At 64.7% G+C, this 23,585-nt stretch carries 23 protein-coding genes and 1 tRNA gene; 6 read left to right on the forward strand and 18 right to left on the reverse strand.

The window, feature by feature from the left end:
• Positions 1 to 57 precede the first annotated feature (57 nt).
• From B133_RS0107290 to B133_RS0107320, 7 genes are all read right to left on the reverse strand, one after another.
• A complete protein-coding gene (locus B133_RS0107290; RefSeq protein ID WP_026256092.1) occupies positions 58 to 384 on the reverse strand; it encodes a YnfA family protein in 327 nt (108 codons plus the stop codon).
• The gene (locus tag B133_RS0107295) at positions 384 to 1,133 is read right to left on the reverse strand and encodes an ABC transporter ATP-binding protein (protein ID WP_018600084.1); all 750 of its coding nucleotides are present in this window, start codon (positions 1,131 to 1,133) and stop codon (positions 384 to 386) included. Before B133_RS0107295 ends, B133_RS0107290 begins: the two co-directional genes overlap by 1 nt.
• Positions 1,117 to 1,971: an ABC transporter ATP-binding protein gene (locus B133_RS0107300; RefSeq protein WP_018600085.1), complete on the reverse strand. Its 855-nt coding sequence runs from the start codon at positions 1,969 to 1,971 to the stop codon at positions 1,117 to 1,119. Before B133_RS0107300 ends, B133_RS0107295 begins: the two co-directional genes overlap by 17 nt.
• Positions 1,968 to 3,167 (reverse strand): branched-chain amino acid ABC transporter permease, encoded by a 1,200-nt coding sequence (locus B133_RS0107305; protein WP_018600086.1) that lies wholly within the window; start codon positions 3,165 to 3,167, stop codon positions 1,968 to 1,970. Before B133_RS0107305 ends, B133_RS0107300 begins: the two co-directional genes overlap by 4 nt.
• Entirely contained in the window at positions 3,164 to 4,201 is a 1,038-nt protein-coding gene (locus B133_RS0107310) for a branched-chain amino acid ABC transporter permease (protein WP_018600087.1), read from the reverse strand. Before B133_RS0107310 ends, B133_RS0107305 begins: the two co-directional genes overlap by 4 nt.
• 87 nt (positions 4,202 to 4,288) lie before the next feature.
• Entirely contained in the window at positions 4,289 to 5,503 is a 1,215-nt protein-coding gene (locus B133_RS0107315) for a branched-chain amino acid ABC transporter substrate-binding protein (protein ID WP_026256093.1), read from the reverse strand.
• A gap of 184 nt (positions 5,504 to 5,687) precedes the next feature.
• On the reverse strand, positions 5,688 to 6,314 hold the full coding sequence (locus B133_RS0107320; protein ID WP_018600089.1) for an ANTAR domain-containing response regulator: 627 nt from the start codon (positions 6,312 to 6,314) through the stop codon (positions 5,688 to 5,690).
• An 85-nt stretch (positions 6,315 to 6,399) separates the two neighbouring features.
• On the opposite strand from B133_RS0107320, the gene B133_RS0107325 reads away from it, so the two are divergent.
• Positions 6,400 to 6,476: transfer RNA gene (locus B133_RS0107325), tRNA-Leu, on the forward strand.
• 164 nt (positions 6,477 to 6,640) lie between these two features.
• On the opposite strand, the gene B133_RS0107330 is transcribed toward B133_RS0107325, so the two are convergent.
• Genes B133_RS0107330 through B133_RS0107340 form a run of 3 tightly spaced genes read right to left on the reverse strand, consistent with a single transcriptional unit; the run spans position 6,641 to position 8,803 of the window.
• On the reverse strand, positions 6,641 to 7,330 hold the full coding sequence (locus tag B133_RS0107330; protein ID WP_018600090.1) for a hypothetical protein: 690 nt from the start codon (positions 7,328 to 7,330) through the stop codon (positions 6,641 to 6,643).
• Positions 7,331 to 7,332: 2 nt separating this feature from the next.
• A complete protein-coding gene (locus B133_RS0107335; RefSeq protein WP_018600091.1) occupies positions 7,333 to 8,037 on the reverse strand; it encodes an MspA family porin in 705 nt (234 codons plus the stop codon).
• A 31-nt stretch (positions 8,038 to 8,068) separates the two neighbouring features.
• On the reverse strand, positions 8,069 to 8,803 hold the full coding sequence (locus B133_RS0107340; protein WP_018600092.1) for an MspA family porin: 735 nt from the start codon (positions 8,801 to 8,803) through the stop codon (positions 8,069 to 8,071).
• A 359-nt stretch (positions 8,804 to 9,162) separates the two neighbouring features.
• On the opposite strand from B133_RS0107340, the gene B133_RS22505 reads away from it, so the two are divergent.
• Complete coding sequence (locus tag B133_RS22505) at positions 9,163 to 9,741, forward strand: hypothetical protein (protein ID WP_018600093.1); 579 nt, start codon at positions 9,163 to 9,165, stop codon at positions 9,739 to 9,741.
• 574 nt (positions 9,742 to 10,315) lie between these two features.
• On the opposite strand, the gene B133_RS0107355 is transcribed toward B133_RS22505, so the two are convergent.
• Positions 10,316 to 10,966, reverse strand: a complete 651-nt coding sequence (locus B133_RS0107355) for a hypothetical protein (protein WP_232423271.1) — start codon at positions 10,964 to 10,966, stop codon at positions 10,316 to 10,318.
• A 631-nt stretch (positions 10,967 to 11,597) separates the two neighbouring features.
• On the opposite strand from B133_RS0107355, the gene B133_RS0107360 reads away from it, so the two are divergent.
• Positions 11,598 to 12,848, forward strand: a complete 1,251-nt coding sequence (locus B133_RS0107360; protein ID WP_018600095.1) for an adenylate/guanylate cyclase domain-containing protein — start codon at positions 11,598 to 11,600, stop codon at positions 12,846 to 12,848.
• Between the two features lie 46 nt (positions 12,849 to 12,894).
• Here B133_RS0107360 and B133_RS0107365 read toward each other — a convergent pair whose 3' ends face one another.
• The 7 genes from B133_RS0107365 to B133_RS0107395 are packed head-to-tail and all read right to left on the reverse strand — an operon-like array spanning position 12,895 to position 20,013.
• Positions 12,895 to 14,703, reverse strand: a complete 1,809-nt coding sequence (locus tag B133_RS0107365) for a DUF2339 domain-containing protein (RefSeq protein WP_018600096.1) — start codon at positions 14,701 to 14,703, stop codon at positions 12,895 to 12,897.
• Positions 14,704 to 14,748: 45 nt separating this feature from the next.
• Complete coding sequence (locus B133_RS0107370; protein ID WP_018600097.1) at positions 14,749 to 15,402, reverse strand: response regulator transcription factor; 654 nt, start codon at positions 15,400 to 15,402, stop codon at positions 14,749 to 14,751.
• The gene (gene macS, locus B133_RS0107375; protein WP_018600098.1) at positions 15,395 to 16,537 is read right to left on the reverse strand and encodes a MacS family sensor histidine kinase; all 1,143 of its coding nucleotides are present in this window, start codon (positions 16,535 to 16,537) and stop codon (positions 15,395 to 15,397) included. Before macS ends, B133_RS0107370 begins: the two co-directional genes overlap by 8 nt.
• 52 nt (positions 16,538 to 16,589) lie before the next feature.
• A complete protein-coding gene (locus tag B133_RS0107380) occupies positions 16,590 to 17,444 on the reverse strand; it encodes a sulfurtransferase (protein ID WP_018600099.1) in 855 nt (284 codons plus the stop codon).
• A gap of 10 nt (positions 17,445 to 17,454) precedes the next feature.
• The gene (locus tag B133_RS0107385; protein WP_018600100.1) at positions 17,455 to 18,207 is read right to left on the reverse strand and encodes an amino acid ABC transporter ATP-binding protein; all 753 of its coding nucleotides are present in this window, start codon (positions 18,205 to 18,207) and stop codon (positions 17,455 to 17,457) included.
• 8 nt (positions 18,208 to 18,215) lie between these two features.
• Positions 18,216 to 19,121, reverse strand: coding sequence for an amino acid ABC transporter permease (locus B133_RS0107390; RefSeq protein WP_018600101.1), 906 nt, complete (start codon positions 19,119 to 19,121; stop codon positions 18,216 to 18,218).
• Between the two features lie 7 nt (positions 19,122 to 19,128).
• Positions 19,129 to 20,013, reverse strand: coding sequence for an ABC transporter substrate-binding protein (locus B133_RS0107395; protein WP_051088038.1), 885 nt, complete (start codon positions 20,011 to 20,013; stop codon positions 19,129 to 19,131).
• A gap of 211 nt (positions 20,014 to 20,224) precedes the next feature.
• Between B133_RS0107395 and B133_RS0107400 the strand changes: the two genes are divergently transcribed.
• The 3 genes from B133_RS0107400 (at position 20,225) to cydB (ending at position 23,585) form a co-directional block, all read left to right on the forward strand.
• Entirely contained in the window at positions 20,225 to 20,809 is a 585-nt protein-coding gene (locus tag B133_RS0107400) for an HdeD family acid-resistance protein (RefSeq protein ID WP_036418474.1), read from the forward strand.
• A gap of 101 nt (positions 20,810 to 20,910) precedes the next feature.
• Complete coding sequence (locus B133_RS0107405; RefSeq protein WP_018600104.1) at positions 20,911 to 22,395, forward strand: cytochrome ubiquinol oxidase subunit I; 1,485 nt, start codon at positions 20,911 to 20,913, stop codon at positions 22,393 to 22,395.
• Positions 22,396 to 22,424: 29 nt separating this feature from the next.
• A complete protein-coding gene (gene cydB / locus B133_RS0107410) occupies positions 22,425 to 23,585 on the forward strand; it encodes a cytochrome d ubiquinol oxidase subunit II (protein ID WP_018600105.1) in 1,161 nt (386 codons plus the stop codon).

Below are 23,585 nucleotides of genomic sequence, written 5' to 3' on the forward strand. Positions count from 1 at the left end.
TGAGCTGTTCACCGTCGTTGGCGCGATCTTGCCGACTGCGCGTATCTGGGGTGAGGGTCAGCGCGGGCCGTACATGATGAAGCCGACGCCACCCAGACATATCAGTGCCCCGATGACGTCCCAGCGGTCCGGCCGGAAGCCGTCGGCAATGACGCCCCAGATCAACGACCCGGCGATGAACACGCCTCCGTAGGCGGCAAGAACCCGGCCGAAGTGGGAGTCAGGCTGGAACGCCGCCACGAATCCGTAGGCGCCCAATGACACCGCACCCGCGCCGATCCACAACCATCCCCGATGCTCACGCAAGCCTTGCCACACCAGCCAGGCACCGCCGATTTCGAGCAGTGCGGCCAATACGAACAGGACGATGGATTTGAGAACCATCACGCCACACCGAGGTAAGCCGCCCGAACAGCGTCGTCGGCCAACAGTTCTCGGGCAGGGCCGGTGCGGGTGACGTTGCCGGTTTCGAGAATGTAGGCCCGGTCCGACCGGCTCAGTGCCTGTTGGGCGTTCTGCTCCACGAGCAACACCGTGGTGCCCTGGTTGTTGATCTCGGAGATGATCCGGAAGATCTGCGAGATCACCATGGGGGCCAGACCCATCGACGGCTCGTCGAGCAACAGCACGCGGGGTCGTGCCATCAACGCCCGGCCGATCGCGAGCATCTGCTGCTCTCCGCCCGACAATGTGCCGCCCACCTGACTGCGCCGCTCAGCTAGCCTCGGAAAGGTCTCCAGCACCCAGTCCAGCCGCTCGTCATGCTCGGATTTGGCGGCGAACTTCCTTCCATAGCAACCCATTTCCAGATTCTCCAGGACCGACATGCCCGGGAACACCCCGCGGCCCTCCGGTGCCTGGATCAGGCCACTGACGACTCGGAGATGCGCCTTGACGCGAGAGATGTCCTGGCCCTCGAACCACACCGAACCCGAGGTCAGCGCGCGCAGACCCGAGATCGCGCGCATCATCGTGGTCTTGCCGGCGCCATTCGAGCCCAGTAGCGTCACCAGTTCACCCTCGTGTACCACCAGCGAAACCCCGTGCAGCGCCTGGATCCTGCCGTAGTGCACGACGACATCGCGGACCTCGAGCAGGACCCGGCGGTTGCCGGTGTCAGCCGAGCTCGTCATCAGGCACCCCCAGGTAGGCGGCGATCACCTTCGGGTCCTCCCGGATTACCGAGGGCAGGCCATCGGCGATCTTGCGGCCGAATTCCAGCACCACGATACGGTCGGTGACTCCCATCACCAGCCGCATATCGTGCTCAATGAGCAGCACGGTGTATCCGTCGTCGCGAATCTTGCGAATCAACTCGATGAGTGCGGCCTTCTCACTCGGGTTGAACCCCGCGGCGGGTTCGTCGAGACACAGCAGCTTCGGCTCGGTCGCCAGTGCGCGAGCGATCTCGAGCCGGCGCTGATCCCCGTACGGCAGGTTCTTGGCCTTCTCTTCACCGCGATGCGCGATCCCCACAAAATGTAAGAGCGCAGCGGCGCGCTCGATCGCAGAACGCTCTTCGCGGCGGTGCCTCGGTGTCCGGATCAGCGCGCCCGGCACCGAAGTCCGGTGGCGCGCGTCCGTGCCGACCACGACGTTCTCCAGGGCTGTCATCTCGCCGAACAGGCGGATGTTCTGAAACGTGCGGGCAATTCCACGTCGCGTGATCTGATGACGTTTGATCCGGCCCAATGGAACACCGTCGAACAGCACCGATCCCGAACTGGGCCGGTACACACCCGAGATGGCATTGAAGCAGGTGGTCTTGCCTGCGCCGTTGGGCCCGATCAGGCCGAGGATCTCGCCGCGGCGGATATCGAAGGTGACCTTGTCCAACGCGACCAGGCCGCCGAACTTGACCGTCAGATCCACAGTCCGCAACAGCACTTCGCCCTCGGCGGCATTGATTTCGCGGTGGACTCCGGACAGCTCCTCGATGGTCTCCGTCGTCCCGGTTATGTCCTCGGTCATGGCGCCGACCTTTCCACCGGGCCGGCACGCAACAATTGCCGTGCCGCGCCGCCGTAGGTGAGCAAGAATTGACGTGCCGGGAACAGGCCCTGCGGCCGGAAGATCATCAGTATCACCAGTGCCAGCCCGAAGAACAGATACTTCAGATCCCCCAGGTTGATGCCGAACACCTCGACACCCAACAGTCGGTTGGGCAGATACACGATGATGAACGCACCGAATATCACGCCGAGCTTGTTGCCCTGGCCACCGAGCACCACCGCGCACAGGAACAACATCGAGTTGATGATGTTGAACGTCGGGGGTGCGACAAACTGGACCTGCCCGGCGTACAACGCACCGGACAACCCGCCGATGGCTGCCCCGATGACGAACGCCCACAGCTTGAACCGGAAAGTGTTGACGCCCATCACCTCCGCGGCATCCTCGTCCTCGCGGATCGCGACCCAGGCCCGACCCACGCGACTGCGCTCCAGATTGCCGACGATCAGCAGGATCACCACGATCAACAATAGGCTCAGCCAGAACCACCAGGTGCCATAGTTGTCCTTGCCCATCGAGTTGCCATGGGAGAAAACACCGTTCGGCGGTTCCTGAGCTTCCCGGAACCGCGGGTAGGCGAGTTCGTTGAGACCGCGCGGGCCGTTGGTGACTCCAGCCAGGTTGTCGGCGAGCAGTCGGATGATCTCGCCGAAACCGAGGGTCACGATGGCAAGGTAGTCTCCGCGCAGCCGCAGCGTGGGAATTCCCAGCACCAGACCGGCCATGGCGGTGACGGCCATCGCCAGCGGCACACAGGCCAGCCACGCCCAGTGGCTGCCGAGAAGTCCGTTGGGCCCCACCTGATTCCACGGACTGCTGGGGCTGGTCAACAACGCCACCGTGTAGGCACCGACTGCATAAAAGCCGACGTAGCCGAGATCGAGCAGACCGGCTTGGCCGACAACGACATTCAGGCCGATGGCGATGACGGCGACCATCGCGAACTGTGCCATGGTGCCGCCGAAACTCACACCGGGGGTGTCGAGGAACTCCGGGGGGCTCAGCGGCAGCAGTGCCAGCAGCACGAAGACCGGTACGCCGACGATCCACTTCGCTTGGCGTGGCAGCGCCGACCACCGGTCGCGGATGGCATCACCCGGTGCCAAGAATGCCCGACTGATCGATCGATGCGAGGGTTCTTGCCGATTGGTCATGCCCGCGCCTTTCCGAGGCTCTCCCCCAGGATGCCGGTGGGCCGGAACAGCAGCACCAGCACCAGCAATGCGAACGCGACGACATCACGCCATTGAGTGCCCAGCACCGCCTGCCCGTAGTTCTCGATGATGCCGAGCAGCAAACCTCCCAGCAGCGCACCGCGCAGATTGCCGATACCGCCGAGCACGGCCGCCGAGAATGCCTTGATACCGAGAATGAACCCGCCCCAGTACACGATGCCCTGCGGCACCTTCAGGGTGTAAAGCAGTGCCGCGGCCCCCGCCAGCAGACCACCGATGAGGAACGTCGCCATGATGATCCGTTCCCGTGACACGCCCATCAATGTCGCGGTGGTCGGATCCTGGGCCACCGCCCGAATACCGCGACCGAACTTCGTCCGGTTGATCGCGATGTCGGTGAGCACCGCGAGGATCACCGCGGCGACGATGACCACCACCGTGACGTTCGAAACACTCGAGTTGAACACGTGAAACTGAGTCTTGGGCTGCACCAGGATGATCGGTGGCTGGGCATTGCTGCCGCCGTAGCCCCTCAACAGCTGCGGCAACACGAAATGCACCACTTCCTGCAGCACAAAGGACATGCCGATAGCCGTGATGAGGAAGGTCAATGGCCGCGCGTTGCGTCTTCGCAGCGGCCGGTAGGCGATCAGCTCCAACCCCACGGCCGCTGATCCTGAGACCAGCATCGCGAAGATCATCGCGATGCCCAGGTACATCACCGTCAACCCGATCCCCACGTTGTAGGCATTGCCGTTGGCGCTGAAGCCCAGTATCACGTCGAGGCAGAAGTAGGCACCGAACATGCCGAGCATGAATATCTCGGAGTGTGCGAAATTGATCAGGCGCAGTACGCCGAAAACGAGGGTGTACCCCACTGCGACCAATGCGTAGATCGAACCCCACGCCAGACCGTCGATAGTCAGCTGCCAGAACCCGTGCAGCAGGTTCTCGACATTGAAGTTGATGTCGGCGGCCGTGCATACGTAGCCCTCGACGCAATCCGGCGTCATCCGGGTGCGGCTCCTCTTCGCTTGGCGTTACCGACGAAGAACGCGTCCGGAACTGGTTGTTCCGGACGCGCTTCCGCTGTCAGATCGTCACTGAACCTTGTACACCCAAATCAGCGTGTTGGTGAGTTCACCGGTGTCGGTCCACTGATATTGACGGGCCACGCCAGGCGCGTTGTAAGTCCGCACGTACTCCAACATTGCGGGCCGGTCCTTGATGCCGGAATCGATGCCCTTGAGCAGGATGGTGGCCAGGTCATAGCCCTCCGTGCTGTAGGTACCCGGCTCCTGATGGAACTTGTCGTTGTACTCCTTGGCGAACGCCTCCGGCGCGGGGCTGCACGGGCAGCTCAGGATGGCATCCTTGGACGACTGGCCGGCCTGCTTGACGAACTCCGGATCCTTGGTGCCGTCGGCGCTGACGAACGTCGCTGTGACTCCGCCGTCGCGCAGCTGCTGCACGAACGGGGCTGCCTGCGAGTAGTAGCCGCTGTAGAAGATGGAGTCCGGATTGACACCCTTGATCTGGGTCACCGCGGCCGACAGGTCCTTGTCCTCTTTCTTCACCGAGATGTTGCAGCCCGAATCAGCCACGGGCCCAAGAGTTTCCCGCACCACGGTGGCAAGACCGATGCCGTAGGCCGACTGGTCGTCGACGACGCACACCTTCTTGTTGCCGAGGGTGTTCTTCAGGTAGTTGGCGATCGCGGTGCCCTGACTGCCGTCGTTGCCGAGGCCGCGGAAGAACGTGCGCCACCCGTTGTTGCTGAGATCGACGCGGGTCGCCGATGCGGTGGTCGCGACCAGGCCCGCCTGGTTGAACAGACCACCGGTGGCATCGGTCTCGCCGGAGAATGCGGGGCCGATCAGGCCGATGATCTCCTGGGTGTCGACAACCCGCGGCGCGATGCCGTTGGCCTTGTTGGGATCACCTTCGGTGTCGAACTTCTCAAGTGTCACCTGGCAGCCGGGGTTGGCCGCATTGTGCTTGTCGACCGCCAACTGCGCACCGTTGAGAATGTTGATGCCCAGGGCGGCATCCGGGCCGGTGAGCGCGCCCATCATGGCGAGCTTCACGGGCCCGCACGTGGCCTTGCCGTCACCGGCCGGATCGGCCGCCGCCGCGGTGTCAGGCGGCGTGATCTGGGCGCCGTTTTCATCGATCGGGAATTGCTCGACGATCGTCAGATCCGTCTGCGCCGCCTGTTGCTCGGGCGACGACTGCTTCTGACAGCCGGCCATGCCGAGCACAATCAGCCCGGCACTGCCGAGAACAAATGCTTTTCGTGCCATGCCACCGCGCACGCTCCACCTCCGGGTCAGTGTTGTCAGCGGCGCCGACGACCATGCCCGACCAGGCAGGTGCCGGTGCTTAGGGGTAGAACATAGCCAAAGCATCGCCACAGTGCGGGATGTTGACCGATGCCGGTCGCGTCGGCACTAGTCGAATGCGATCCTCCGCAACATCAGAAACCCGGAATTGACACCGCTAGCTGTCGTCGTCGGCGGTGTGTTCCGGTTCGTCGAGGGATTCCAGGACCACTTCGGCGACCCGTTTCATGGTGGTCCGGCGATCCATCGCAGCCCGCTGAATCCACTTGAACGCCTCGGGCTCGGTCATCTGGTGCTTGCTCTGCAGCAGGCCTTTGGCGCGCTCGACCAGCTTGCGAGTCTCCAACCGGTCCGACAGGTTGGCAACTTCGGATTCCAGTGCCGTGATCTCGCCGAAACGGCTGACCGCAACTTCGATAGCCGGGATGAGGTCGGTGACATTGAACGGTTTCACGAGGTAGGCCATGGCACCGGCGTCGCGGGCCCGCTCGACCAGCTCGCGCTGGCTGAACGCGGTGAGCACGACGATTGGGGCGATGCGCTTGCTGGCGATCTCGGCGGCGGCGTCGATCCCGTCGCGACGCGGCATCTTGACGTCCATGATCACCAGGTCCGGCCGCAGCTTCTCGGCGAGGTCGACAGCTTCCTGCCCGTCACCGGCCTCGCCGACCACGTCATAGCCCTCCTCGCGCAGCATCTCGGCGAGATCGAGCCGGATGAGTGCCTCGTCCTCGGCGATGAGGACGCGGTGGGGCTTGCCAGTGTGAGTCGGTGACCCGGTCATGGAGATATTGTGTCGCGGCAGCCGCTGGCGAGCGACCGCGGGGCCATCCTCTATGGTGGTAGGCCGCAGCATCCAACGGAGCGACGCCCTCGTATCCCAACTGGCAGAGGAAACGGATTCAAAACCCGTCCAGTGTGAGTTCGAATCTCACCGAGGGCACCAAAAACGCCAGGTAGAAGCAGGTTTTCCTGCCAGTGTGGCAGCAAGCTGAACCGTCCAGTAAGCAGGGCCCGCGCACTATGCGGCCCCTGAGAGCCCCAACGCGCAGCTCGCAAAAGTTTTTGACCGCGGCAAGCGCTGGCCGCCCGACGACGATGAATCCGGGGCTATGGGGCCGGCGCGTCCACCGGCGGGGCCGGCTCAGGGAGCCGCGGACCACCCTCGACCGGCGCGGTCCCGTACAGCGGGACGCTGGCAGCCCCGGGGTCGTCAAGGTTGCCGACCGGGCCGACCGGGATGTTGGTGCCCGCCGGCGGGGCGGTCCCCGGCAGCGGTTCGGACAGCTGCGGCGCCGGCATCCGGCCGAGCGCACCGTGCAGCATCGCGTGCGTGCCCTTTAGCCCGTCGACCCGGGCGAACGGGCCGGGTGCACCCGGCTGCAATTGGTACTGATTGGCGGCGCCGTCGCCGGGCACCCGGTACTGGGTCGGGTTGAGGAACTGGCCCGCCGACAGCAGGTCGGTATTGGGCGCCGATGCACCCGGGTCGCCGGAGGGTATGCGCTGGCCCAGCAGGAACTGGTCCATCGACAGTCCCGCCGCACCCAGTGGCCCGAGGCCCTGCACCTGTGGCGCGGCCGGATCCAGCGGGGCCGGCTCGGCTGGTGCGCCCGGATCGGGCGACGATGTGACGTCCGGAGCCGCCGCGGCGGCGGCCGGGTCCAGCGGAGTCGGATCACCTGCGTCGGCCACGGCTGTCGCAGCGGTAACGACGGGGAGCGCGCACAGCAGCGCCCCGCCGAGCACGCCGGCGACCCGCCGCCGCGCCGAGCGTCGATCGTTCGACTGTGAGGCCACGATCAGAACGTCTTGGTGATGCCGTAGTACGCGACGATGTCGTCGGCGTCGGTCCCCGAGCTGGTCAACACCGCATACGACCGCAGCGACGAGGCGCCGACGCAATTGTCGATCTTGATGTGGATGTCACGGACCGTGACGCGGGTCTTGTTTCCCTTGAACGACTTCTTGTCGACGACGACGTTGGTGACGGTGCCCGGGCGCGGCTCGACCTCGATCTGGCCTTGGATCGGCATGGTGAACACCGACCCCACCCGGCCGCTCGGGTCGCTGAGCGACGGATCGAAGGCGAAGTTGCCGGTGCCCAGACCGATGGATCCGTTGAGCTTGACCTTGTCCATTTCGATGCCGCAGCCGATCTGGTATCCGGTCTCCAGGGTGCCGCCCTTGACGTCGCTCATCCCCTCGCCGGTGAAGGTGGCGCCCACCAGCCACTCCCGCGACGACAGCGACGTGGTCAGTGGCGCGATCGGCAGCTGGGTCTCGTCCTTGGCGGTGACGGTGAGGGTGCGGCCGTCGGGGGTGTGCGCGATCCCCGGCGGACCGGAGATCACCGCACCGGTGTCCGGCGGCGGACCGGCGTCCGGTGCCGCGGCGTCAGGCGCCGGAGCGGTATCTGCGGCGGCCGGTGGGTCGGCAAGGGCGGGTGGGGCTGCGGCCACCGCGACGAGCAGGGCAGCGGCGGGGATGCCGAAGCGATGCAACATATCTGACGTTCCTTGTCTCGGGTGGGGTGGGCTAAACGGCCTTCGTCACACCGAGGTAGGTGATGACGTCGTCGGTGTTGTCGGTGGAGCTGGTCAGTGTGGCGTAGGACCGGATGAACGACTGCCCGGCGCAACCGTCGATCTTCACCCGGAACCCGGTAATGGATATGCGCGGTTTGGTGCCCTTGAACGACTTCTTACCGACCGGGACGATGTTGACCGTGCCGGGCTTGAGGTCGATCTTGATCTGCTGGTTCAGGCTGGCCGCGATGCCCGCGGGGAAAATGCCCTTCGAGTCCAGCGACGGCGTCGGGAACAGGTGGATCGGCGAGGAGATGAACGGCGTGATGCCGCCACTCGTGATCGACTCGATATCGTCCTGGATGATGCCGCAGCCGATCTGGTAGCCAGCCTCCAGGGTTCCGCCGCCCAACTCGGTGTTGCCGGTACCGGTGACTGCACCGACGAAGGTGCCGTCGACCAGGTATTCGCGCGAGGTCGGCGAGCCGGTCAGCGATGCCACCGGCTCCATCGACTCGTCGAGGCCGACGACGTTCAGTTGCCAGCCGTCGGGGGTCATCAGCTGGCCGGGTGGGCCGGAGGGCACCGGTCCGGCCGGTCCGCCCGGCGCCGGGGCGTTCGGTGCGGCATTGGCGGCCGGGACGACGTTTGCGTCGTTCGACGGATCGGCTGCCGCCGACCCGGCCAGCACCACCGGGACTACCAGCAATGCGGCCGCGGACACCGCGGCAAGTCGTTGCATCATGACGGTTCGATGCCTCTCGTTTGTTATCTCGTGTTATGTCGTGTTATGTCGGCGTGACTTGTCCGCCCAGAATCGTCAGCCAATCGGATTTCAGTTCGGTAAACGCTAGAACAACTCCCGACGGCGCACCGGCCACCGTCGGGAATATGGCTGTGAGATACCTGTCAATTCATTGAAATCTGCTGCTCAGCGGCATTATTCATACTCGCGCCGAGTCCGAATCACGCTGATTGGAACGGCGTCGAATTATTTAATTCCTGTTTACCGTACGGACACGTCATTTACCGATCATTGCGCTGACCCGCCCCAGGCCCGTCGGCGAAATCGACGCGCAGGCCGATGAAAGGAACTTTGCTGCCATGACTTTCTCGATCACTCGGGGCTTTCACGCCCTGCTAGTGGCCGTCTGCGTCGGCCTTTCGGCCGCTCCGATCGCCGCAGCCGACGCGGAAGACAACCTAGTGTCCACGGGCGCGGCGGCAGCTCCGCAATCCACTGACGCCGAAACCCCTGCCCAGCTGCCGGACGCCGCCGCACCCGTCGCCGACGACGGCGGTGCCGACCCGTCGGTAATGGCATGCAAATCATTCTCCGGCGCAATGAATTTCGCCGCCAGCAACTACGAGGACTTCGCCTACGACAGCGCGGGCAACGGCAACACCGTCAACTGGTCCGACCCGAACGTGCAGAGTTCGAACTTCACTGGGCGGACAGCGCTGCGGATGGCCGCCGGCACCGCGATGAATGCTGCCGACACCCCCGGCCTGGACCCGGCGATATCCGAGCCGATGCGGTCATGGTCGATGCGAGCGACCAAGCTGCTGATCATCATGGGCCTGCACGCCGGCGGCGAGCGGCTCAACAACACCGCGACCGATATGAACACCGACGCACGCAACGTTCAAATGGTCTGCGCTGCTGCGGGGACCGCTGTGTGACGCCGCGAGCCCAGCGCCTCGGCGGTGATCACCGCGTCGTTGATGCGATGGTGCTCAGAGGCCGGGGCGCCACGGACCATTACCGTGCCAGTGCCACTGGTCGCGGGGTTCGCCGTCGTAGTACCAGTCATCGTGACATCTACGGAAGTCCCAGTTGAAGCCCCATTCGGGATGCCAGAATTCACCCGGGCACCAGTGGTAGTCGGGTATTGGCGCTACCGGTGCAGCCTGTGCTACAGATCCACCGATACCGGCGAGTCCGATACCTGCTGCTAATATTGCGGCAATAGTTGTAATCCGCATTTTGGTCATCAATTCATGAGACCACGTGATTCCCGGCGGACACCTGACAAAAAACTTCGGGTCTACTGCCGTTGCTCGCTCAATTCCTTCGCGATACACCGACCATAATTTTCGCAACTGTAAAATTTGTAATTCCTATGTTCGGCGACAAGACTGGCCGAATTTTCGCGCAGCCTACAACTGGTCGAAGTGTGGGAGTCGGGTCACGCACGAATTGGCATACCCACATTGGACTCTAGCCAGTCGACGACAAAGATTCGCCGACGTCGTGCTACGGCATGAAGCGGGCGATTTGCGGCGGCTGCAGCGCGCGTACCGCGCGCGCCTGTCGGATACCTAGGGCGCCCCCGGTCGCGGTGAGCAGAACAATCCCGGCAAGCCCAGGCAGTACCGCGAACAGCAGGCCCGGTGTGTTGGCCACACGCAGGTAGTTGGGGTAGCCGGCACGGAACGTCTCAGGAACTGCGCCGATCACCGGCGTGGCCGGCTGCAAAGCCTGCACAGTGGGCACGGTGGCCTGCGGCGCGCTCGGTATAGCCGGTGACGCAGCGGGCACCCCACCACCTGCCGCGGCCGGCGGAACGACGACCGACAGGGACGGAAGCTCGACTGGGGCCGGCGGAACGACCACCGGGACCGACGGAACGACCACGGGGATCGACGGCGTAGCCAGCACCGGAGACTGCGCCTCGGATCCCGCTTCGGCAGGTACCGACAGTGTCCCGGGCAGCTGGGGGCGGACCACGATCTGGAGACTGCTCGGGGCGGTTGGCACGGGTGCGAGGCTCGGCGACCGGCCGATGCGCCCGCTCATGGTGGCTCCGCCGCCGATCGAAGAGATGTTTGACCGGATCTGCGGAACGCTCACCTGCCCCTCGGAAGCGGCGACCGACGTTTCCGAGGGGCCCACTCCCGTGCTCAAGGTCGAGGTTGTGTTCGCTGACTGCATCGACCGACTTGCGCCGACTCTGTCGGCACCGACAGACTTCTGACTAGCGGATTCACCGCTCACACTCGTCTTCTGCTTGACGGTAAGGCCAGATCTTCCGGTCTTCTGGTTGTCACCTTGGCCGAGCCGGCCAGTTGTCGTTGCGCCACCGTTCTGCCTACCGTCCGTGCCGGCACGGCGGTGTGAACCCTTTTTGTTGTCCTTGTTGTGACCGGGGATGCGGAGCACGTCGGCGCCGGGACCGAACAGATCAGCGTGCGCGACCGGAGTGCCGGAGACCCCGGGCCCACCGACCATGGCGCCGCAGGCAATTGCCGCACCGATCGCGGTGTTCCGTACCCATACCCGGTCCACGTTCACATTCCCTCAGAGGTCCACGACACTGGCGCCGCACTCGCTGGACGATGCCCCATTCTGACACATGAACATCACAAAAGAGTTTGCTGACGCTGGATCGGACCGTCGTCGCGCCGGAACAACCGCAGCAACCGGGCTCACGACGGCGTCGCCGGCGTGAGACGCTGTGCGAATGTCGACCGACTGACCGGTCGGCGACGATACGCTCTCAATCGTGGCAGTCAGCGAGTTTCGACGCTCGATATGCATGCCCGAGCTGGCGTTGAACGGTCAGCTGCCCGCGCGGACCGCGCACTACGCGGAGAGCCTGTCCAGTCGGTTGCGGGTGCTGACCATCGCAACGTGGATCGCCGCTTCGGTATCCGGCTTTTTCGGCCTGTTCCAGCTAATTGTCGGTGGGGCCATCTGGCGAGTCGGGTTTCTCAACCTCGGGTTCGCAGCCCTGTTCGTGGTGGTACCGCTGCTGTACCGATTTGGTGAGCTCGTCGCACCGTTGACCTTCTTCATCATCGCCTACGTCTCGGTGTCGTTGATGTGTTATCAGGTGGGCACGGGGTCCGGCCTACAGCTCTATTTCCTGGTGTCGGCCTCGTTGGTGGTGCTGGTGCTGGGTATTGAGCGCATCGGCCTCGCTGCCGTGCTCGTCGGGCTGGGCGTCATCGCATCGATCGCGCTGGCATTCTTGGCCCCGGTCGACCGTGGCCTCGGCCCGTCGTGGACGTTGCGCTTCGGCTTCGTGGTTACGGCGATTTCGTCGACCGTCATGGTCTTCGCCACGGTGTGGTTGGTGTTGCGCGAGAATGCCCGCGCCGAAGCGGCTATGGAAGCCGAATACCAGCGCTCCGAGCAACTGTTGGCCAACATCCTGCCGGCCACCGTCGCCGCCCGCCTCAAGGATCCGGCCCGCACGATCATCGCCGACAAATACGACGATGCGTCCATCCTGTTCGCCGACATCGCCGGCTACACCAGCCGCGCCAGCGACACTTCGCCTGCCGACCTGGTGCGCTTCCTCGACCGGCTCTACACCGACCTCGATGCGTTGGTGGACAAGCACGATCTGGAGAAGGTGAAGACCAGCGGCGACTCATACATGGTGGTCTCCGGTGTGCCCAACCCAAGGACCGACCACGTCGAGGCGTTGGCGTGCTTTGCGCTCGACATGGCCGACGCCGTCGCCGATCTCAAGGATCCGCAGGGCCGGGCCGTACCACTGCGTATCGGATTGGCGGCCGGCCCCGTCGTGGCCGGTGTGGTCGGTGCCCGCAAATTCTTCTACGACGTGTGGGGCGATGCCGTCAACATCGCATCTCGGATGGAGACCACCGACGTCGAAGGGCGAATTCAGGTGCCGCAGAACGTCTATGAGCGCATCAGCGACCGCTTCGTGCTCGAGGAACGCGGAGAGGTCGACATCAAGGGCAAGGGCGTAATGCGGACCTGGTACCTGGTCGGCCGCCGCGACGACGATGTGCGTGCGGCGGTCGAGACCAGCTAGTCCTTGCCGTCGTGCACCCCACGCAGGGTGTTCACTACGGCGGGGATCACATCTGCGATTCGGTGAGCTGCTCATCGTTCTTGTCCTGCTGGCTCAGCAGCCGGGCGTATCCGGCGCCCATTCCCAGGAGCGTCAGCCCTACGACGATGAACACCGCAACCCGGAAGATACCGTCGAGGGTGCCCAGGTCGAATAGGAAAAGCTTGGCCATCGCTGCAGCCACCAGCGCGAGTCCGCCACCGATGGGCAGTGATCGCTGCAGCCTCGGTCGGCTCGCGGCGTAGTGGAACAAACCGGCTGCCAACACGATCCAGCAGATGGTCGCCGCCATGTGCCCACCGAAGAACCCGGCACCGGTCCCGCCGACGAGCACCCCGACTGTCACGGTGAAGGTCGTCACCGCGTAGCCGATCACCGCCGCCGCGACCACCCACAGCAATCGAATCGAGTCGTCGTGTACCGGTCTGCCAACTCTCCACGACCACACGATCGTCACTGCGGCGGCGATCGCCAGGATGCTCGACGTCAACACCGACGCCGCGACACCCCCACTGAGTTCGGTTGCGTGCATGAGGGTTTCCGGTGGCGCGTAGCTCAGGAAGTACAGGCCACCGACCACCGCGAACCCGACCGCCGCCCACCTTCCGATGTCACTGCGCGGGGCGGTGATCGCAACCGCGACCGCCATCGCCAGTAGTACCGGACCGGCTACCGTGCCCTCGAAGGCCACGGTGACCGCGATCAGGGCCGCGACTGCCGAGAGCACCGACCACACCTGTCGCACCACAGCCGTGACGCCGGGCACCTGATTACCTATCGCGGCGATTCCGACCAGGGCTGCGGCCAGCACCCCGATCATCAGAGCGGCCACCGCCCGATCCACCGCGGCCGAAACACACAGCAGCGGGATGGTTCCCGCGGCCGTCGTGAGCGCCATCCCAGCCTTGTTGGCAGTCCAGCGCAACAACAGCACCCCCGAGGCAACGGCCAGCACCGCACCTATCGCGCAGGCCAACGCCAACCGCAGATCGTTGTGGTCGCCGAACGTCGCCCCCATCAACGCAACCAGAAGCGGCACCGTGCCCGCAGTAATCCGTGCGACGTGCAATGTCATCCAGTCGCGCCCCCACTGCACGGGCAGTGTGGCCGCCGACAACGCCAGCATGAATCCGATCAGAAGCAGCGTGACACCGTCGGTGACGACCGGTGCCAACACGATCAATGGCACCAGAACCAGAAGGCCCAGATGCTCGGAGTCCCACATGCGGGCCAACGTCAGCCCGGCACCGCCGATGACCGCGGCGATGGTCAGCCCCACGGGGGCCGAGACCCAGTGGTAGATCGCCGTCACGGCGATCACATCTATGTAGGCCGCGGCGATCCCGGTCGCGGCCAGTGCGATCGCGCCTATGCGCCCACCGGGCCGCGCCTGCTGCCACCAGGCCACCGCGATCAGTGCCACCGCCAGCACCGCGCCCGCTGCGACGCGGAATCCGGGCCGCAGAATGCCCGCCTGCGCGGCCAGTACCACGAGCAGCACGACACCGACAAGGGTGACGGCCACACCGGCGACAGCCAGGACCTTGCCGATCCAGCCTTCGGGGCGTTCGCGACGCGGAGGCGGAGCTGCGACCGGGGGCGGAGCGGGTACGGCCACCGGGGGTGCGACAGCGACGGGCGCTGCGACCTGTGGAGCCGCAGGGTAGGGGCCGGCAGCCCAGTGTGGAGCGACAGGTTGGTAGGCCAGCAGGCGGTCCAGCTGCGCCAGGTCCGCCGACACCCGGCCCGTGTAGGCGTTGATCGCAGAGATGTCCGCAGCCAACCGGGAGATGAGGGCACGATGCGGTTCGGTCATGCCTGTGATCGTCGCAGCAAACCCAGACCGTCCGGATGAGTAGGACTACTCGTCGAGCCCGTGCTCAATCGCGTACCGGGCCAGTTCGACCCGGTTGGCCACCTGCAATTTACGGAACGTCGCCTGGACGTGGTTCTCGACGGTCCGGTGGCTCAGCGACAGCCGCGTGGCAATCTGCTTGGCGGTCAACCCTTTTGCCACAAAGCGCAGCACCTCGGTCTCGCGTTCGGTGAGACTCGGTGTGGCCGCGTCCCGGTCCGGCCGCGCTGCCATGCGCCGATACTCCCCCAGCACCAGACCGGCCAGACCAGGTGTGAACACGGCCCGCCCCTGCGCGGTCGCCCGAACAGCTTCGCCCAGTTCGGCTTTCGATGCGCTCTTCACCAGGTAACCGGTGGCTCCCGCCTTCACCGCCTCAAGCACGTCGTCGCGCTCGTCGGACGCCGACAACACCAAGACCTTGGTATCCGGGGATACCGCCAACACTTCCGCGGTGGCCTGCGCGCCGGTGCCGTCAGTCAACCGCATGTCCATCACCACCACGTCGGGGCGGACAACTGCGGCGCGGCGCCGGGCCGCGGCGACCCCGTCGGCCGTCGCGACCACCTCGAAGCCGTCGTCGGCAAGATCACGGGCCACCGCATCCCGCCAGATCGGGTGGTCGTCCACCACCATCACCTTCGGTACAGACTCAACCATCACCGTCCCCCTCCTTGCGCGGCACCGTCAGTTCCCATTCCGTGCCGGCGCCCGCTGCAGTGGTCAACTGGGCCGTGCCACCCAGCCAATCCATCCGCCCCACAATCGATTTCGATATACCCAAGCGACCCTGCCGGACTGCCTCGGCCAGCCGGCCACCGGCGATGCCCACGCCGTCATCGCGGATACTGACCGTCACGGTCTCCCCCAGATCCTCGACGAGGACGAACGCCCGGGCGTTCGGCCCGGCGTGGGCGGCTACATTGTCGAGAGCATTGCCGGCCGCCGCGAACAATTCCCGGGCCACCGCATCTTCGAGCAGCACGGGCTGCGCAGGCAGACTGACCGAAACCCAATCGCTGGCCCGGCTGCGCAGCAGTGCACCGATATCGGTCAGTGTTCCCACGGCAACTTCGGTATCGGGCGCACTGACCAGCCGGCGCAGCGCCCGCTCTTGCTCCCCGGCAAGCTCTGCGAGCGCCGCGGTCTCACCACCGATTTCACGGCCCCGCCTGGACACCAGCGCCAACACCTGGATGGCCCCGTCGTGCACCCGGCGAGACAGCCGTTCCCGCTCCTCCAGGGCCGCGGCCATTCGGACCGCCCGCTCGAGTTCGGCGTGGGCACGCCGGGCGGTCTGAGCCGCCATGCCGACCGCGAACCCAACCGCCACCTCGATGACGATCGTGGCGTTGCGACCGAGGTTAGGGCTCACATACCCCTTCAATGTCGCTGCAGCCGCCACCACCGCCAGTCCGGTCGCCATGCCGCCAACCGGGCCAAACTGAAGAGCCGCCGAGATGGTGGCGTTCGTCGCCCACAGTGTGGTCGGCCACGATTGGTTGTCGGCCGCCCAGTGATCGGACGCGACAACCTCCGTCGACAACATCAGGGCCAGCACGATCACGATTTCGGTGATCACCCAGGCCGGCCGGCGACCAAACCCTTTTAGATAGGCGACTGCGCACGCGATACTCCAGAGCAGCAGCACAGCAAATAACAGCCAGGCCAGAATCGGCCGGCTCAGATCGTCGTTGATCGCGATCTGGAAGCCAGATGCGTAAATGCAGCTCAGCAGCCGGAAGCCCTGCGCCGCCCGCCACAGCGGGGTGACCGGATCCGAACGGCGCTGCACCTGCTCAGCATAAGGTCGGCGGCGCGACCGGTGTGGCACCAGCTCAGCGCGACTAGGGTCCGACCGCGACCGGACGAGTGGGATCGCTGACCCACTCTGACCACGATCCGGGGAACAGTGCAGCATCCACGCCGGCAGCCGCGAGCGCCGCGACTGTGACAGCTGCGGTGACACCCGAGCCGCAATAGGCGCCGATCTCGGTGATGTCGATCAGCCCTTGTTCAGTGAGCAACTCGCGGAGCTCGGAATGCGGCAGCACGGTGCCGTCGGCCGCGAGGACCCGGGTGCTGGGCAGATTCACCGCACCCGGGATGTGGCCGGCAGCCGCATCCATCGGTTCGACGTCGCCGCGGAACCGCTCCGGCGCACGGGCGTCGAGCAACACACCAGCATGGGCTCCCGCCTCGTCGGCGGTGATCGTGCGACGGCCTCCGTGGTACAGGTCATCGTGGGTGACGACGACATCGCCCGGCACGGGCTCGACCGGTCGGGTCTGCAAGGCGCCACCTGCGGCAGTCCACGCTGCAAGTCCGCCATCGAGGATGCGGACGTCGGCGATGCCGGCTGCGGTCAGCACCCACCAGGCCCGGCCGGACCCAGCCCGGTTCCAGTCGTCGTAAACCACGACGGGCACCCCGGTGCGCAGGCCCCAGCGGCGTGCTGAGGCCTCGAGGTTGCGGCCGGAAGGCAATGGATGGCGCCCCTTTCCGACGACACCGTGGTCGGTCAGCTCGTCATCGAGGGACACGTACACCGCGCTTGGCACGTGGCCGGCCAGATACGCGGCAGTGCCGTCGGGCTCAGGCAGTGTCCACCGCACGTCCAGGACCGTGACGGGATCCCCGGACTCGATGAGTCGTCGCAGTTCGGCGGCGGTGACGAAAACGTCTGTTCGTACTGCGCTCACCGCATCGAAGCTACATCACCTTCGATAAAAACGCTTTCGTGCGTTCATGTTTCGGGTTGGCCATCACCTCGCGGGGATTACCGCTCTCGACGATGACGCCACCGTCCATGAACACCAGCTTGTCGGCGACCTCACGGGCGAAGCCCATCTCATGGGTCACGACCACCATGGTCATCCCCTCGCTGGCGAGGTTCTTCATCACCGCCAGCACCTCTCCGACGAGCTCGGGATCCAACGCCGAGGTCGGCTCGTCGAAAAGCATCAGCTTGGGACTCATCGCCAAGGCGCGCGCGATGGCCACGCGCTGCTGCTGACCACCGGATAACTGCGCAGGGTATGCGTCGGCTTTCGCGGACAACCCGACCTGCCCCAGCAGATCCTTGGCCCGCGCCACCGCCTGATCTTTCTTGACCTTCTTGACGTGGATGGGCGCCTCGATGATGTTCCCCAGCACCGTCCGATGCGGGAACAGATTGAAGTGCTGGAACACCATGCCGACCTCGCGGCGCTGTTTGGCGGCTTCTTTGGGGCGCAGCTCGTGCAGCTTTCCACCGCGCTCCCGGTAACCCACCAGCTCACCGTCGATGTACAGACGACCCGCGTTCACCTGCTCCAGGTGGTTGATGCACCGCAGGAACGTCGACTTTCCCGAACCCGAAGGCCCGACCATGCAGAGCACCTCGCCGTGGCCGATATCGAGTGTCACGCCCTTGAGAACGTCCAGCGCACCGAAGCTCTTACACACACTCTGGGCGCGGACCATGGGTTCAGTCATGGATGTGGCTCTCCCATCTGTGCCTTGGCCAGTGTCTCGAGCTGTTTCGTCGTCAACTTCCGGGATGCGCCCCTGGCGTAGTGACGCTCCAGATAGAACTGGCCGACCATCAGCACACTCGTGACCGCCAGATACCAGGTGGACGCCACCAGCAGCAGCGGAATCGGCTGAAACAGCGCGACGCCGATGTCTTTCGACCGACCGTACAACTCGAAGCTGTACGGGACTGCGGTGACCAGCGAGGTGGTCTTGAGCATGCTGATGAACTCGTTACCGGTCGGCGGGATGATGACCCGCATCGCCTGTGGCAGAACAATTCGGTGCATCGTCATCCACCACGACATGCCGAGGGCAGTCGATGCCTCGGACTGCCCCTCCGGCACCGAACTGATGCCGGCCCGGATGATCTCGGCCATGTAAGCCGCCTCGTTGAGACCCAGTCCCAGGATCGCCAGCATGAAGAAATTCGGTTCGCTGAGACTGAATTTGAAGAGGGTCGGACCGAACGGGACGCCGAGCTGAATGTTCTTGTAGATCACCGGGACCAAGCCCCAGAGCACCAACTGCACGTACACCGGTGTGCCGCGGAATATCCATAGATAAAGCCACGACACCGACTTGAGCACCGGGTTCGGCGACAGCCGCATCACCGCCAAGGCGACCCCGAGGACCAGTGCGAGCACCATGGAGAAGATCGTCAGCTGCAGGGTGTTCCAGGCGGCCTGCGAAATCCGTTGATCAAACAGGTATTTCCCGTACGTATCCCACCGGTAGGCCTCGTTCGTGGCCGCGCCGTAGACGAACAGCGCGAGACCGCAGATGATGAGGACGGCCGTGATCCACCGCCACGGATGTCTCAGCGGGACAGCATCGATGGCGGGTGGCGGCGACGCGTCGGCCATCGCCGGCTCAGCTGGTCGCGCCGTTGATGACCGGCTTGTCGATCAGTCCGTTTTCGGCGCCCCAGTTGGCTGCCACCTGCTTGTACGCTCCGGTTTGAATAAGGTGCTCGAGCGCCTTCTGCAGCGACTCGGCCAGTGGCGAGCCCTTCTGGACGACCCAACCGTACGGGGCCGAATCGAAGATCTTGCCGACCTGTTCGAGTTTGCCGTCACTCTGCTTGACCGCGTAGGCCGTCACCGGTGAGTCCGCCGACATCGCGTCCGCCTGGCCCAGCAGGACCGCGTTGGTGGCTGCCGACTGATCATCGAACTTGAGGACGGCGATGGCGGGCTTACCCTCCTTGACACACTTGTCGCTGCGCGCGGGCAACTCCTTGGTGTCCTGCACGGTTGCGGTCTGGACCGCGATTCTCTTCCCGCACGCGTCGTCCGGGTTGATGCCCGCGCCGACCTTCTGCGCCCACGCCGAACCTGCCTCGAAATAGGTGACGAAGTCCACCTGCTCTTCACGCTCTTTCGAGTCGGTGAACGACGACATGCCGACGTTGTAACTGCCGCCCTGGACCGAAGGGATGATCTTGTCGAACGCCGACGGTCGGTACTCCGGCGCCAGCCCCAGTGTCGCAGCGATCGCGTTCATCAGATCGACATCGAAGCCGATGATCTTGCCGTTGGGATCCTTGAACTCGTTCGGCGCGTAGGTCGGGTCGGTGCCGACGATGAGCTTGCCGCTCGACTTGATCGCATCCGGCACCGTGTCGGCGATGGCATCGACCTTCTCAGCCGTTGCCGCAGTCGTCGCCGTGCCCGATGTGCCGCTGTCACTGTTATTTGCGCACCCCGAGAGCATCAGGGCGCCACTTGCCGCAATCACCCCTGCAACACGCCACATTTTCCCCCGACGGACGTGACATCCAGCTTTCACAGTTGCCTCTTCTCTCTGCCTAGGGCCGTTTTGGGTCTGTTGTTCCAAACCGGCGACATCAACGGGCCGTGGATCCAACGCGTAGTGCCGGTAACGAAACATTAACGACCGCAGTACGACACCACAGCCGTACTGTAAAATCCGGCTTAGGCGCTATTTGTTGTGTCAAACTGCCGGCATGGAAACCACTACTGCCCCAAGCCTCTTGCCTCATCTGTGGAAGGCAAGTCTGGCGACCGGCGTCCTCGCAGTCATCTTGGGCATTCTCGTGTTTGTCCGCCCGGGCGCGGCGATCATCGTGACCGCGGCCTTCTTCGGCGCGTACCTCTTGGTGACTGGTATCTGGCAGGTCGTACTCGCCTTCAGCCTGCGTTCCACGGCCGGTAGCCGTGTGCTGCTGTTCATCACCGGTGCCGCGTCGCTCGTTCTGGCGGTGCTGTGTTTCGTAAACCTGGACAACTCGATTCAGCTGCTGGCCATCTGGATCGGTGTCGGCTTTATCTTCCGCGGTGTGGCCACGGCGATGTCGGCGATCGGTGATCGGTCTCTGCCCGGCCGTATTTGGGAGATCATCATCGGCATTCTCAGCGTCATCGCCGGCATCATCATGTTCGTCGCGCCGCTCAATGGCCTCGTCGCCCTCACTCAGGTCACCGGCATCATCCTGATCGTGCTCGGCGTGGCCGAGGTCATTTCCGCCTTCGGCATCCGCAGCGACGCCAAGAAACTGAGGGCCGCTTTCAGCCCGGAACCTCGCCAGTGACGTAACACACTGTCCTGACCACGCCGGGACGCGGTCGTCGGAGGGCGATCGCTACTACACTTCGTAGTAGCTCGCCCGAGCGACCTCGGAAGTAGGGTCAGATGGATGCGTTGGATGTGTCTCGGTGGCAGTTCGGAATCACCACTGTCTACCACTTCATTTTTGTTCCGCTGACCATCGGGTTGGCACCGCTGATCGCCATCATGCAGACCGTATGGGTGATCACGGGGAACGACAGCTGGTACCGACTCACCCGATTCTTCGGCAAGCTCTTCCTGATCAACTTCGCGATCGGGGTGGCCACCGGAATCGTGCAGGAATTCCAATTCGGCATGAACTGGAGCGAGTACTCACGATTCGTGGGCGACATCTTCGGCGCTCCACTGGCCATGGAGGGGTTGGCCGCGTTCTTCTTCGAATCCACGTTCATCGGCCTGTGGATCTTCGGCTGGACGCGACTGCCCCGCCTGGTGCACCTCGCCTGCATCTGGATCGTCGCCATCGCGGTGAACATGTCGGCGTTCTTCATCATCTCGGCCAATTCGTTCATGCAGCATCCGGTCGGGGCCGTGTTCAACGCCGAAAAGGGGCGCGCCGAGCTGACCAGCATCGTCGCGCTGTTCACGAACAACACTGCGATCGCCGCGTTTTCGCATGCTGTCGCCGGAGCATTCCTGACCGCCGGGGTGTTCGTAGCGTGTGTGTCGGCCTGGTGGATGGTGCGCTCACACCGGGCGGGCGCCGCTGACCACAAGACCGCCGGAACGGCCGTCGATGATGCGGTGCACATGTACCGGCCCGCCACCATCCTCGGCTGCCTGGTCACACTCGTCGCCGCCATCGGACTCTTCTTCACCGGCGATGCCCAGGGCAAGCTGATGTTCCAGCAACAGCCGATGAAGATGGCCTCTGCAGAATCGTTGTGTCACAGCCAAACCGACCCGGATTTCTCGGTGCTCACCGTCGGGACCCACAACAACTGCGACAGCGTCGTGCACGCCATCGAGGTGCCTTTCGTCCTGCCGTTCCTGGCCGAGGGCAAGTTCACCGGCGTGCACCTGGACGGCGTGCAGGATCTGCAGCAGCAGTATGAGCAGAAGTTCGGGCCCGGTGACTACCGGCCCAACCTGTTCGTCACCTATTGGTCGTTCCGCGCGATGATCGGATTCCTCGCAGCCCCCGGCCTTTTCGCACTTGTCGCGCTGTGGCTGACCCGCGGCGGCCGGATTCCGAACCAGCGCTGGTTCTCCTGGTTCGCGCTGCTGACCATCCCGACACCGTTCCTGGCCAACAGCGCGGGCTGGGTGTTCACCGAGATGGGCCGCCAGCCCTGGGTCGTGGCGCCCAACCCAACCGGTGATCAGGATATTCGGCTGACCGTGGCCCAAGGCGTGTCACACAACTCGATGACCGTCGTGGTGCTGTCCCTGGTGACCTTCACGTTGCTCTACGCCGTGCTTGCGGTCATCTGGTTCTATCTGCTGCGCCGCTACATCGTCGCCGGGCCGCTGGAACACGACTCCGAACCGGCGCCGCCGGTACCGCCGGGTGCCGACGACGTCGCGCCGTTGTCGTTCGCCTACTGAGCCCAACGCACGAGTCGAGGAGCGATTCGATGGGATTACAAGAACTCTGGTTCATTCTGCTGGCCGTGCTGTTCCTCGGGTTCTTTGTGCTCGAGGGATTCGACTTCGGCGTCGGTATGCTGATGAGCTTCTTCGGCCGGGCTGCGGGCGCGAGGAGCACATCAGACACAGCGGACGCGAGGAGCAGATCAGACACTGCGGACGCGAGGAGCACATCAGATCCGGCGGACGCGAGGAGCACATCAAACCCCGCTCACGGCCGCACCGGAACCGACGCCGAACAGCACCGCCGTGCGGTACTCAACACGATCGGTCCGGTGTGGGACGGCAACGAGGTGTGGCTCATCACCGCGGGCGGTGCCATGTTCGCGGCGTTCCCCGAGATGTACGCCACTGTCTTCTCTGGTCTGTATCTGCCGCTGTTGGCGATCCTGTGCTCGATGATCGTGCGCGTCGTCGCCATCGAATGGCGCGGCAAGATCGATGATCCCGGCTGGCGCCGATGGGCGGACATAGCGATCGGCATCGGGTCGTGGGTGCCCGCGATTTTGTGGGGCGTCGCGTTCGCCGGGCTCGTGCACGGCCTGCCCGTCGACGCAGACGGACAGATGCACGCCGGAATCACCGACGTCCTGAACCCGTACACCCTGTTGGGTGGGCTGGCCACCGGCGCATTGTTCGCCTTGCACGGTGCGGTGTTCGTGGCGCTGAAGTCGAGCGGAGCCGTTCGTACCGACGCTTTCGGTTTCGCCGCCAAACTGGCGATTCCGGCGACGGTACTGGTCGCCGGCTTCGGACTGTGGACCCAGCTGAGCCACGGAAAGAACTGGACCTGGCTCGTGCTGGGCGTCGCGGTGGTTGCGCAGCTGGCCGCCGTCATCCGGGTGTTCAGCCGCAGCGGCGAGGGTTGGGCGTTCATCTACACCACGATTGTCGTTGCCGCCGTGGTGGTTCTGCTGTTCGGCGCGCTATACCCGAACCTGGTGCCGTCCACGCTCGACCCGCACTGGAGCCTGACCATCTACAACGCCTCGTCGTCGCCGTACACGCTGAAGGTCATGACGTGGGCGGCGCTCGCGTTCGCACCGCTTGTGATGCTGTACCAGGCGTGGACGTATTGGGTGTTCCGCAAGCGGATCTCGGCTGATCGGATTCCCGAGCCAATCGGACTCTCCCGGCGGTCGGACTGA

The sequence above is a fragment of the Mycobacterium sp. 155 genome, assembly GCF_000373905.1.
Classification (GTDB): Bacteria; Actinomycetota; Actinomycetes; order Mycobacteriales; family Mycobacteriaceae; genus Mycobacterium.